Source organism: Centipeda flueggei ATCC 43531 (genome assembly GCF_000160695.1).
Taxonomy (GTDB): Bacteria; Bacillota; Negativicutes; order Selenomonadales; family Selenomonadaceae; genus Centipeda; species Centipeda flueggei.
Genome location: NZ_GG694007.1, coordinates 73,976 through 85,380 on the forward strand (window position 1 = coordinate 73,976; position 11,405 = coordinate 85,380).

The following is an 11,405-nucleotide window of genomic DNA, read 5'->3' on the forward strand; positions in this document are numbered from 1 at the left end:
CCGCGCTTGCTTTCCCCCATGTTCCATGCTATGATAGCGCCTACTATCAACGGAGAAGACGAAATGCCGCAGCTATCCCAGCCCATCACCTACCGCACACTGCTCGCGTTCGCCGTGCCGATGATCGTGTCACAGCTCTTTATGAATGTGAACTTCATCGTCGACGGCTTCTTCGTGGCGCACGCCGTCGGAACGGACGGGCTGTCGGCGATCAACATCGTTATGCCGTTCATCCCGCTCACGATTGTGCTCGCAACCATGCTCGGCACGGGAGGGAGTGCGCTCGTTGCAGCGCAGCTCGGCGCGGGCGAAAATCGCCATGCATGCGAAAATTTCTCCCTGCTCGTCCTCGTCTGCGTCATCCTCAGCACGATGATTGCCGTACTTGGCATGACCTTCCTGCGCCCGATCCTCTATTTCTTCGGCGCGGACGATGCCCTCTATCCGCTCTGCGAAGTGTATGCCATTCCCCTCTTCGTCTCAACACCGCTCACGATGGCAGGGCTGATCCTCGACATCTTCCTCGTTGCGGCGGGACAGCCACGCCTTGCGATGCTCTCCTCGTTCGTCGGCGGCATCGTCAACATGGTGCTCGACTACATCCTCCTCTTTGTCCTCGGCTGGGGGCTGGAGGGAGCATCCATTGCAACGGCGACGGGCTACTCCATCTCCGCATTCGTAGGACTTTACTACTTTGCCATTCATCGGCGCGGCACACTGCGGTTCGTACGTCCCGCCTGGCGCCTGCGCGCCGTCCTCTCCGCGATGGGCAACGGATCAAGTGAGATGGTGATGCAGCTCTCGATGAGCCTCATCATGATCGTCATGAACAACACGATGATGCATCTGGCGGGCGCGGACGGCGTGGCGGCAATTGCCATCTCCGAATACATCTCCGGGCTGCTCACAGGCATCTACATGGGCTATGCCGAGGGGGTCGCACCTCTGGCGAGCTTCAACTACGGCAAACGTGACACGCACGCCCTGCGCGGAATCCTGCGCCGCAGTCTCACACTCATCGCCGTGTTCTCCCTCTTTACCACCGGCCTCAGCATCCTCATCGCCGCGCCGATTACGGGCATCTTCGCCGCCGAGGGCACACACGTCTATGACCTCGCCGTGCACGGCTTCCGCATCCACGCGATCGCCTTCCTCTTCCTCGGGTTCAGCATGTACGGCGCATCGTTCTTCACCGCGCTCGGCGACGGACGCACCTCCGCCCTGCTCTCCGTCTGGGACACGCTCATCTGTCTGCTCGGTTTCCTGCTCCTCCTGTCGCACGTCTTCGGCGTGGACGGCGTCTTTATGGCAACACCTGCCGCGGACTTCCTCGGCGCATCGCTCACCTTCCTGCTCATTTGGCAGAAGCGGAAGCAATACGGATATCTGTAGAGCGACCTGGCTTGACCCGCATCAAGGCAGGTCTTGTTGCCCAACTTTACCCGAAAGACCTATTGAAACCGCAATACATCTATACTATCATAAAATAGATGAATATTCCCACAACAGAAATCACGGAAAGGAGCCGATCATGACGCTGCCCTACCAGTGCCCCGACTGCGGCACGGAGCTCGGCTACAAGGGGCTCTGCTGGCGGTGCAGGACAGCGGCGAATCGCCGTGCGGCACTCGCATGGACGCCCGAGGAGGTCTCGGCAAAGGAGCAGGAGATCATCGCGCAGATCGAGGATGTTCCCGATGACTTCTGGTATCTGCTCTGCTGTCGCGGACGGCTCGTGCCGGAGATCCCACGCGCGGCACTCACGGCACGTTCCTTCTGGCCCTCGGCACTCTACTATCATGCACCGACGGACGTGCGGGACGGACTGATCGCAGCACTGATGGAGACGGATGCCGCACATGAGGCGAACGAGCTTATGATGTGCCTCGGTATGCAGGGAGACGACCAATCCCTTGCGGCACTCCTCGCACTCGAATGCAATCCGCGCCCGTGGCGCGGGAAGCTGCACGTCAACCCCTCTGTCTATGCGCAGTGCGGCGGCTGGACATTCGACCGTGAGGGGCGACGGCGCACGCTGAATTTCGACACCTGCTATACGCTGGTGCACGCCGCATCGGAGGAAGAGCTCCGCCGCTCGCCCGTCCGCATTGCCCGACCACGGGAGGAGAACTGTCCGCACTGCGGCAGCCGCATGGCGGATATGCTCGTCCTCGACGGACGGGATGCGCGTCTGCACTTCCTCGGCATCGACGGCATCCTCACAGCGACCTGCTGCCCAAACTGCGTTTCGTATGAGGGCCCGAGGCTGAGCCGCTATGCGCTCGACGGCGGCAGCGAGGTGCTTTCCTGCGAGGATGCGGGCGATACCACGTATATCGAAGAGGAGCTTGTCAGGATTTTTGAGAACGATCTCATCCTCGGCGAGACGCCTGTTCCTCTGTTCTACGGCGCACGCTTCGAGGACACCTGCACGCTCGGCGGCTTTGCGCTCTGGTGGCAGGACTGGGAATACACGACCTGCCCCGACTGCGGGCAGCCGATGAAGTATCTCATGCAGATTCATTGGGATGCACTGACGGACTATATGGAGGGCACGCTCTACATCGAGTTCTGCCCCGACTGTCAGATTGTCTCCATGCAGCACCAGCAGACGTGAGGCGCAGCCATGACCGACCATGATGATACCGTACTGGCAGAAAAGTTCCGCACCCTGTACGCACACCTTTGCCGTGAGCGCATCCTCCCATCCATGCCGGTCACAGAGGATGCCTCGCCCGCACAGATGGCGACAGCACTCCGACAGGCACTATGCAGTGCCTATCCGACGACAAGGCTGAAGCGCACGATGAAGAGCATTCACTACGCCAACGCCTTTGCCGACACGGCGCTCAAGGAGTGTGCCTTTACCCTCGACGATGTCGAGCAATATTTAAGGAAGCACTGATAAATTCAGCACTACCATCTTGACGCATCTTTTTCGCCCGCACTTCGGCGGAAAATCCTCCACATAGCCTTTGCTATGCGTCCGGTTTTCCACCTTGTTCGGACAAAAAATCTACGCCAATCTGGCAGACTTCATTTTATCAGCGATTCCTTAGCACGGAATCACTTCCTTGACCACGACCGCTCCGTTGATTTCTTCAATGAAAAAATCACGGCGGAGGGATTCGTCATCACACCGACAAGCCTTCTGGAAACGATGCTGGAGAGCCTGCTCCTCAGTCATAAAGGAGAACACAATGAAAAAAATCGTCCGCAATAATTCTTCGCATGGAAAAAAGCCCGTGCCCACGGAGGTCTACACCGAGGAGGAGATGACTGCCGTCGAGGACTTCATCGAGACGAGCTTCGGCACGTACGCGAACGTCTTTCACGAGATTGTCTCGCCTGACATCCATCTGGACATCTGCATCGTCGATCCGACCGAGGAACGGAACTACTACATGCTCGTCACCCTCGGGATGGGGGCGCACCGCATGAACGTGCCAAAAGAGCTCGCCGAGTACAAGCTCGAACGTGCCGAGCTCGCGATCGCCCTGCCGTCCGACTGGAAGATCCACGAGGACGACGAGGAGCACTACTGGCCGATCCGCCTGCTGAAGAGCCTCGCACGTCTGCCGATCGAGGATGATACATGGCTCGGCTGGGGGCATACCATCGACAGCAGGACAAACAACTACGCCGAGAACACCAAGCTGACCGCCGCCCTGATCATCGGGGCGCAGGTAAAGGGAGACAACACGGTCTGTCCCCTGCCGGACGGCGACGAGGTCAATTTCTATCAGATCATCCCACTCTACCGCGACGAGCTCAACTACAAATTCGACCGCAGTGCGAAGGAACTGCTGAACCTCTTTGACGAGCGGCACGTGAGCTTCGTCGTCGATCCACAGCGGCGCAGTGCATGCGCCCCTGAGGACTTCGAGGACCTCGTGATGGACAATGCAGAGTGGCATCTCTCCAGCCTGCACGAGAAGAAGCTGCCCGTGGACGAGATCACGGCGTACAGCCACATGGCGGTCTACCTGCGGTGGTGCATCCTGCATGACCTGATGGCAGACTGGTTCATCCGCGAGTACGAGGCGACCGTCCGTGCCGTAAAGGAACATCCGGCGGAGACAGACCTGCGCCCCTTCCTCCGCGACGAGCTGCACGGAATCCTGATGCGCGGCTTCTTTAACGCGGAAGGCGCGGCGTTCGCTCGTTACTATTATGACGGCGAGGCGCCCTCCTACCCATCGGACGTCGACAATCACGCCCTCGCGTATTTCGGGGCGGAAAAATACTACTCGAAGGAGTTTGACGACGAGGCATATCTCTTCGTCCCATTCGACGAGCAGCTCTATCGGGAGATGGCGGAACTCATCGAGCGGCACTGGGATTCGTGGAAACGCAACAGCGAGGGGCAGGAGGAAGTCGAGCCAAGCGACGTCGCCATCGCAACGATGCAGTACCTGAACGCCAGCAGGGCGAGCTGCTCTCTGATGTACCTCCCGCCGCTGGTGGACGACGACCCGATCACATCATGGTACAGCTACGCCACGCGCACGGCCGCGCGCGACGGCATTGTCCCCGTCATCATCGTCCCGAGCGACACGCTCTGGGAGGCACTGACGATGAATGCTGAGGCCGAAAAGGGTGCGTTTGAGGACTACGAATTCGATCGGGATGCCGTCATCGCGTTCCGTGAGCGCATGGCGCAGAAGGCGGTCAAGGACGGCAAAACGGTGCTCATGCAGCGGCGCGCGGCATGTACGGAGGACATGACGGTCAAAGAAGATACGAAGGGTGAGGCAAACGACGACCTCATCACCTACTGGAACTGCGAGACGGGGAAAACGCATCCCGTAATCCTCGCCAAGATCCCCGTCAAGCACCCATGGGAGATCTTCACCTACCTGCCCTTCGGCGGGTGGAACGACTGCCCCGATACCTCCGCGCATACGGCGGTCGCAAAGTACTGGTACGAGACGGACAGAGCCGTCCCTGCCGTCCTCACCTACGACACGCTTGAGTACCGCGTCCCCGCGCCCGTCGCGCCGGAGCACGCCGCCGCACGCGCCGTGGAGCAGTACGCCTACTGCAGCGACATCATCGAGCAGGGCACACCCGGCATGAGCATCAGCAGGCTCGCCGACAGCCTGCGGAAATCGCACATTTGGTATTTCTGGTGGGACTAAGCAGAGGAGTTTTTCATGACACTACTCGAACAGTGCCAAGTTTGGCACGAGAACGAAGAATATCAAAAGATCATTGCGGAGATCGAGGCACTGCCCGCCGAGGAGCGCACGCCGGAACTCGACAGTGAGCTTGCACGCGCCTACAACAATGCGGCGGACGCGGGTGATCGCGCCTATTTTGAAAAGGCGATCGGACTTCTCGCGCCGCACGCGAACTATTTCGCGGGCGATCATCTCTGGAACTTCCGTATGGGCTACGCCTACTACTATCTCGACCGCGAGGACCGCGCTCTCCCACATTTTGAGGCGGCACTCGCCGCACTTCCCGGCGATGCGGATACCAAGAGTATGATTGCGTATTGTCACAAGGGGCTTTCCCTGCCGCTCTTTCAGCGTCCGTTCCGCATCCGCGTGCAGGAAGCGTGGGCGGCGTTCGAGAACATAGAGGCGGAGCTGCGCGCGCTGATGGATGCGGGATCGGAGCACGGCGAGGAGCTCATCGAGCGGTGCAGCTCTGCTCTGCACATCGCCTTTGACGATGTCTCATTCGAGCTCGGAAAGGGCGGCGAGAAACATGAGCTCATCCTCACCCCCGAGGGGGAGCGCTGCAAACTCTTTCCGCTCGTCTATTTCGCGCGCCATGCCCCCGCCTCTGTGCGCGAGCACTGGGACATCCACGTCGGTCGCACCGCCTTTCTTGGTGCCCTGCGCACGGGCGACTACAGCATCGAGATGACGGATGTCGCCGTCTGGTTCGCGCCCGATGGCGACGGGATCGCCCTCACGGTCTACTGCGAAAAGCTCCTGCCGCTCCTGAAAGAGGACGAGAACCGCGCATGGTGGATGCTCTCCACAATCGTCGATCGGGCACTCGGCGAAATCGCCTCCATCCGCCTCATCCATGATTTCGAAGTCCTCGATGCGCCGCGGGAAGAGCCGCCGATTTTACTGACGGATCTGCCAAAGGCCCTGGAGGAAGCGGGGCTTTCTCTCGACAACGATGCAGAGGACTATCTGGAGCACTCCCATCTCGCCTACGAACGCGAGCCGCAGGATATTTCCGATACGAGCTGGCGGTTCGATGTCTGCACAGGCAGTACGCGTCTGCCCGCCATTCTCAGCGCCTATACGGAAAACGATGCGGCGCTCGTGGATATGTACCATGCGGACGGGATCGCGGCGGGCTTTCTTGCCTATCCGCTGACGGATGCGCTGCGCACGGATTCGGAGGCTCCCCTCGCGTTTCGCGACGCGCTCATGACGGCAATCGAGAGGGATACCAAGGAGCTGGATGCTGTGACCTTCCTTGGCGGAGCGACAGGTACAGACTGCGGCTATCTGGACTTTCTCGCATGGGATCTGCGCGCCGTCCTCGACGCCGCCAACGACTTTCTCGAACAGACGGATCTGCCATGGGCGGTATTCCACTCCTTCCGACGGGACGCAAATTCCGTCAGCCTCTTTGATCGTACGGAGGAGGAGGACGGCTCGGAGCAGGAAAGCCCCGCCGCCGCGAAATCCTCCCTGCTCTCCCCTGCGGCGGTTCGGAAACTTGAGGCGATGGACGACGGCTCGACGGGCTATTTCTACAAGATGCTGCACTATCTGGAATCGTACATCAAGAACGGAACGATCAAGGGGAATTTCACGCGCGAAGAGGCGCGTGCCGATCTGAATATCGCGCTGTGGTATGCGTACGCGTGCAACAATATCGATGCCTACGAGTACTACTACCGCACAACGCAGTGGCTGCCCGCAGCAGAGGCGAACGCGCGCGGCTGCGGAACATACTACTACCGCTACGCCGTCGCCCTCATGTACTGCGGACGGCTCAGCGATGCGCTCCGCATGGCAGAGAAGGGTGCGCAGGCGGAGCCGGACTATCCGTGGACATACTTGCAGCTCGGCAAACTCCGCGCACACTTCGGCGACCGTGACGGGGCACTTGATGCCGTGCAGAAGGGGCTTGCGCTCGTGCCGGACGATCATGAATTCCTAACGCTTGCGCGTGAGATCGAGGAGGGCGCGACCATCGAGCAGATGTCCTGCCACTGGATCGATCCCACGTTTGATGAGGAACTGCAGGAGGCGGCGGCATCGGAAAAAACACTGGGGCTGCGTGACGGTGTGGATGCCGATGGAGAAATGTACGAGAAACAGCGCGCCATCGCCTGCATCACGAAAAACGAAGCGGGACTTGCCTATTTCAAACAGCTCTTTCGCCCCGATCCGCAGGATTATGAAAGAGATGCGCCATTTTGCAGCTTTCACTACACCGTGGACGGCACCCCCATAAAGCTTGTCTTCCGCATGAACGAGGCGGGGCTTTCGAAGCGCGATCCTGCGTGGCTGCGCACACAGAAGGACCGCCTCGACGATGGGCGCTGGCTGAAACGCGTCGATGATGCGGGCACGGGCGCACTGACCGCCGTACACTACGGGCTTGACAATCAGGTCACGCTTGCGTATCAGTACCCGTGGCAGGAGAAGAGTGTCTACATTCCCTTGGACGAGGACGGGAATCCGAGGGATGAGGAATAGAGTTTACTGCATATGAAAAAGGAGGCGCACGCCTCCTTTTTCTGTGTCATTATTTACTTGTCCCGATAGTGCGAACCGCATTGTGCAATCTCCATACGGTTATCCACAATCCGAAAAACAATGCGATTCTTCTCGTCGATGTGAACACTCCAAAAGCCCGAGAGATCCCCCTTGAGCGGTTCGGGCTGTCCCTGGCAGTGATAACCGTTGCGGTCAATATCCTGAATGAGACGGTTGATCTTTTTCAGCGTCTTATTATCCTGCGTCTGTCAGTACAGATAGGCTTCCCACGCTTCATCCTGCCACAGTTTCTCCATCAGTCGACCTCGATAAGCTCATGCGGTTTCAGCGTGCTACGCCCCGCCTCAACATCCGCAATCGCCGCACGCAGACGTGCCATGTTTTCCTCGCTGTAGAACGGATCGGGTTCTGCCGTTACCTCGAACGGAATTCGGCGATCCTGCGTCACCTTCGCCGCGAACATCGTGAATGCCGATGTGAGCGTCAACCCCATCTTGCGACAGGTCTCCTCCATCTCGCTCTTGAGGTTTGCATCCATCCGAAAATTCACCATTGCCTGGGCCATATCAATCGCCTCCTTTTTTGTAGAATATCATATTTGTAAAGACATATCAATCTTTTTCGTGTCATTTGCTTTACACCTATAATCCCAGTTCCTCCTCGATCAGTACCAGCTCCATCGGGCGGTAGCTCATCTTCTTGTAGTGGATGGTCAGTGCGTTGCAGATGCGCTCCAGTGCCGCGCAGTCATAGCAGCGCGTACCGTCCTTCGCGCAGGGCGTTTTCTTGCCCTTGCGGTGCGCGTTGCGCGGGGCGGCAATGTTGTGAATGCGGTCGATGCCCGCCGCGATGTCTGGGACAAGCTTGTTGATGCCGACGACGAAGTAGGTCTTTTCGTGTCCGAAGAGCGAGCCTGCGACACGGTTGCCCGCGCCGTCCATGTTGAGGATCTGCCCCTGCTCAGTGATTGCATTCGCCGAGAGTACGAAAATATCCGTCATGAGTGCCTCGCGCCCTGCGGCGAGGAATGCCTCGATACCGCCGACGTGCCCCGCACGCGGCGGATCGATGACCTCGTTATGCACGCTCAGACGCTCGTAGAGGGAGAGCGCCCGCAGCGTCTCGGAGTCGCCGAATCCGACGCGCTTGCCGCGAATCTTCGCAGCGAGATAGTCCGCCGCCGCTGTGCGCTCCGCGAAGCGCGAGACATCGTAGCGGTTCCTGCGGAACGCCTCCATCGTGCGCACAATGCGCTCCTCATAAGCTGTGTCGGACATTGTTCCCACCACCTTCGCAACTCCATATCCCCTGATTCCAAGGTGTTCGCGGGGGACATATTGGCGAAATCCTCAGTACGTCTCAATAATATTAAAGTTCGAATCACACGCGGCGGGCGTGCGGCCGATCTCGCGGATGATGCGGATAATGTGATCCTCGGAGAGGGCGCGCGGGCTCTTTGCCCCCGCGTCATGGAGAATCGTCTCCTTGTGCACGGTGCCGTCGATGTCGTTCGCACCGAACCCGAGCGCGACCTGCGCCACGGGCACGGTCAGCATCACCCAGTACGCCTTGATGTTGCGGAAGTTATCGAGCAGGAGGCGCGAGATTGCAATCGTCCGCAGATCGTCCCACATCGACGTCTGCCGCACCGTCCTCCCCAGCTCCGTATGCGACGGCAGAAACGGGAATGGAATGAACGTCTGAAAGCCCCCCGTCTCGTCCTGCAGGTCGCGCAGGCGCATCATGTGTGCGACGCGCTCCTCGAGCGTCTCGATGTGTCCGTAGAGCATGGACGCATTCGTCTTGATCCCAAGTTCGTGCGCCGTTCGGTGCGTTGCAAGCCACTCGTCCGCCGTCGCCTTATTCGGACAGAGTTCATCGCGCACGCGGTCCGAGAGAATCTCTGCACCGCCGCCCGCGATGGACTGCAGTCCCGCATCGCGCAGGCGCAGGAGCACCTCACGCACGGAGAGCCCCGAAGTCTTTGCAAAATGCGTGATCTCCACGCCCGTGAACCCCTTCAGGTAGAGCGAGGGAAACGCTTCGTGCAGCGCGCGCAGACGCAGGAGATAGTCGTCAAACGTCCACGTCGGATGCAGCCCGCTCACGACGTGCAGTCCCGCGAGATGCGGGTCGCGCATCGCCTCCGCGACGTGTGCCACCGCCTCCGACGCGCTCATCTCGTAGGCGCCCGCATCCTCTGCGTCACGCCCAAACGCGCAGAACTTACAGTGCGCCATGCAGATATTCGTCAGATTCACATGGCAGTTCACATTGTAGTAGACAATATCGCCGCATTTCTCCGCGCGCACATGGTCGGCGAGCGCACCGAGCCACGCGATATCGTGCGAGGCAAAGAGCGCCACGCCGTCCTCATACGTCAGCCGCTCTCCGCGCTCTGCTTTCTTCTCAATATCGAGGTATTTACTCTGCAATTCATCGTCTCCTAAACACACAAGTTATCTCTTTATGATTCGATACCCAGCGCAAAAGTCCTGCCACAGATGCAAAAGGAGCCGCCTGCAAGCCGGTAGGTATCGGCTTTGCAAAACGGCTCGAAGACGATGGCAGCACCTCTGCCACAGGTCATTCCCTTATTTTTTCGGCGTAATCGCCAGCGCGCGTACGGGCAGCCCCGTCGCGCCCTCGATGTTCGGCCACCCGAGGAAGAGCAGCGCCCCTGCCGGCGCCACGCGGTCGAGATTCGTCAGCACCTCGACCTGCAGCTTCCCCTTGCCGAGGACATAGCGCTCACACGCGAGATCCCCCGCCTTTGCCGCCTCCGTCGAGGCATCCGTGTCGAGCGTCTCGTGTCCGTTCGCCGCTGCATTCCGCGTCTCGTAGATATACTTCAGTGCATCCATCGACCAGCCCGGGAAGTTCTCGCTGCCGTCCGCGGCGATGCCGGAGATCGCGTCCATATCCGGCCAATGCCTGCTCCACCCCGTATAGAGTGCGACAAACGCACCGTCCGGAATCGCGCCGTACTTCGCCTCGTACGCCTGGATGTCCTCCACCGTCACCGCATAGTGGACATCGCGTGCAACCTGCTCCGTCACGTCGATCACGCACAGCGGATAGAGCATGTGCCGCGCACCAAAAGCATCCGCGAGCGGGAGGTTGCGCACGAAATGTCCCGGAAAATCGATGTGCGTTCCGAACTGCCCCGGGAACTTGAACGTCTGGATCAGGCAGTCGAGCATCGGATTGCCCCAGTCAAAGCACGTCTTTGAGAGCTCCACCGAGCCCTCGGGGATCCCCGCCCAGCACGGGCTGTCGTTGTTCAGCGGGTGCGTCAGATCCACCCACGCATACGCGTCCGACTTCAGCTCCTCGAGTGCGTTCCACAGCTGATATCCCATATCCCCATCTCCTTTATTCTATAGGCCAATTTATATGTTATATGGCTGTAACAAATGTCAGAAAGCCTAAAATCACACCAATTAAATTCGGGACGATAAGGATAAAATCCTTTTTTGGCTCTTTCGTCCATCCATAAATAACCCAGATTAGACAGGAAATCGAAGCGGTAAGAGGCTGCCACGGTTGAGCCTTTACCCCTTCTAAATTAGCGATAATTTGAGGAATATAGGTGATAAACACAAAAACACCGATAAACGCTCCGATTGAACCCACGATAAGATTGATTTTCTTTTTTTTCATAAATTACCTCCCGTTTTTATATAATGTATATGTTTAGCA

The 11,405-nt window shown here is 58.9% G+C and carries 11 protein-coding genes and 1 pseudogene; 5 read left to right on the forward strand and 7 right to left on the reverse strand.

All coding sequences use genetic code 11. The features are described 5' to 3' along the window. Positions 1–63: 63 nt before the first annotated feature. The 3 genes from HMPREF0908_RS05985 (at position 64) to HMPREF0908_RS05995 (ending at position 2,905) form a co-directional block, all read left to right on the forward strand. Positions 64–1,392, forward strand: a complete 1,329-nt coding sequence (locus HMPREF0908_RS05985) for an MATE family efflux transporter (RefSeq protein ID WP_040572544.1) — start codon at positions 64–66, stop codon at positions 1,390–1,392. 139 nt (positions 1,393–1,531) lie between these two features. After that, the gene (locus HMPREF0908_RS05990) at positions 1,532–2,617 is read left to right on the forward strand and encodes a hypothetical protein (protein WP_006690551.1); all 1,086 of its coding nucleotides are present in this window, start codon (positions 1,532–1,534) and stop codon (positions 2,615–2,617) included. A gap of 9 nt (positions 2,618–2,626) precedes the next feature. Continuing rightward, positions 2,627–2,905, forward strand: coding sequence for a hypothetical protein (locus HMPREF0908_RS05995; RefSeq protein WP_006690552.1), 279 nt, complete (start codon positions 2,627–2,629; stop codon positions 2,903–2,905). Here HMPREF0908_RS05995 and HMPREF0908_RS11280 read toward each other — a convergent pair. Next, positions 2,891–3,016: a secretion protein HlyD gene (locus HMPREF0908_RS11280; RefSeq protein WP_071585461.1), complete on the reverse strand. Its 126-nt coding sequence runs from the start codon at positions 3,014–3,016 to the stop codon at positions 2,891–2,893. The two genes, HMPREF0908_RS05995 and HMPREF0908_RS11280, sit on opposite strands and share 15 nt — an antisense overlap. Before the next feature lie 184 nt (positions 3,017–3,200). On the opposite strand from HMPREF0908_RS11280, the gene HMPREF0908_RS06000 reads away from it, so the two are divergent. Continuing rightward, positions 3,201–5,141, forward strand: a complete 1,941-nt coding sequence (locus HMPREF0908_RS06000; RefSeq protein WP_006690554.1) for a suppressor of fused domain protein — start codon at positions 3,201–3,203, stop codon at positions 5,139–5,141. Positions 5,142–5,156: 15 nt separating this feature from the next. Next, positions 5,157–7,682 carry a hypothetical protein gene (locus tag HMPREF0908_RS06005; RefSeq protein ID WP_006690555.1) on the forward strand — a complete coding sequence of 842 codons (2,526 nt, stop codon included), beginning with the start codon at positions 5,157–5,159 and terminating at the stop codon, positions 7,680–7,682. A gap of 53 nt (positions 7,683–7,735) precedes the next feature. Here HMPREF0908_RS06005 and HMPREF0908_RS10645 read toward each other — a convergent pair. The 6 genes and pseudogenes from HMPREF0908_RS10645 to HMPREF0908_RS06030 all read right to left on the reverse strand — a co-directional run bounded on the left by HMPREF0908_RS10645 (position 7,736) and on the right by HMPREF0908_RS06030 (position 11,366). Then, positions 7,736–7,999: pseudogene (locus HMPREF0908_RS10645) on the reverse strand (Txe/YoeB family addiction module toxin). Beyond that, positions 7,999–8,268 (reverse strand): type II toxin-antitoxin system RelB/DinJ family antitoxin, encoded by a 270-nt coding sequence (locus HMPREF0908_RS06010; protein ID WP_006690556.1) that lies wholly within the window; start codon positions 8,266–8,268, stop codon positions 7,999–8,001. Before HMPREF0908_RS06010 ends, HMPREF0908_RS10645 begins: the two are co-directional and overlap by 1 nt. Before the next feature lie 76 nt (positions 8,269–8,344). Further along, positions 8,345–8,980 carry an LUD domain-containing protein gene (locus HMPREF0908_RS06015; RefSeq protein ID WP_006690557.1) on the reverse strand — a complete coding sequence of 212 codons (636 nt, stop codon included), beginning with the start codon at positions 8,978–8,980 and terminating at the stop codon, positions 8,345–8,347. Positions 8,981–9,052: 72 nt separating this feature from the next. Further along, on the reverse strand, positions 9,053–10,138 hold the full coding sequence (gene mqnE, locus HMPREF0908_RS06020) for an aminofutalosine synthase MqnE (RefSeq protein WP_211204788.1): 1,086 nt from the start codon (positions 10,136–10,138) through the stop codon (positions 9,053–9,055). Positions 10,139–10,297: 159 nt separating this feature from the next. Next, positions 10,298–11,065, reverse strand: a complete 768-nt coding sequence (locus HMPREF0908_RS06025) for a cyclase family protein (RefSeq protein WP_006690559.1) — start codon at positions 11,063–11,065, stop codon at positions 10,298–10,300. Between the two features lie 37 nt (positions 11,066–11,102). Continuing rightward, positions 11,103–11,366 carry a SemiSWEET family transporter gene (locus HMPREF0908_RS06030; RefSeq protein WP_006690560.1) on the reverse strand — a complete coding sequence of 88 codons (264 nt, stop codon included), beginning with the start codon at positions 11,364–11,366 and terminating at the stop codon, positions 11,103–11,105. Positions 11,367–11,405 lie beyond the last annotated feature (39 nt).

Coding starts and splice junctions, on each gene's coding strand:
- HMPREF0908_RS05985 (WP_040572544.1), top strand. CDS start 64: ATGCCGCAGCTATCCCAGCCCATCACCTACCGCACACTGCTCGCGTTC.
- HMPREF0908_RS05990 (WP_006690551.1), top strand. CDS start 1,532: ATGACGCTGCCCTACCAGTGCCCCGACTGCGGCACGGAGCTCGGCTAC.
- HMPREF0908_RS05995 (WP_006690552.1), top strand. CDS start 2,627: ATGACCGACCATGATGATACCGTACTGGCAGAAAAGTTCCGCACCCTG.
- HMPREF0908_RS06000 (WP_006690554.1), top strand. CDS start 3,201: ATGAAAAAAATCGTCCGCAATAATTCTTCGCATGGAAAAAAGCCCGTG.
- HMPREF0908_RS06005 (WP_006690555.1), top strand. CDS start 5,157: ATGACACTACTCGAACAGTGCCAAGTTTGGCACGAGAACGAAGAATAT.
- HMPREF0908_RS06010 (WP_006690556.1), bottom strand. CDS start 8,268: ATGGCCCAGGCAATGGTGAATTTTCGGATGGATGCAAACCTCAAGAGC.
- HMPREF0908_RS06015 (WP_006690557.1), bottom strand. CDS start 8,980: ATGTCCGACACAGCTTATGAGGAGCGCATTGTGCGCACGATGGAGGCG.
- HMPREF0908_RS06025 (WP_006690559.1), bottom strand. CDS start 11,065: ATGGGATATCAGCTGTGGAACGCACTCGAGGAGCTGAAGTCGGACGCG.
- HMPREF0908_RS06030 (WP_006690560.1), bottom strand. CDS start 11,366: ATGAAAAAAAAGAAAATCAATCTTATCGTGGGTTCAATCGGAGCGTTT.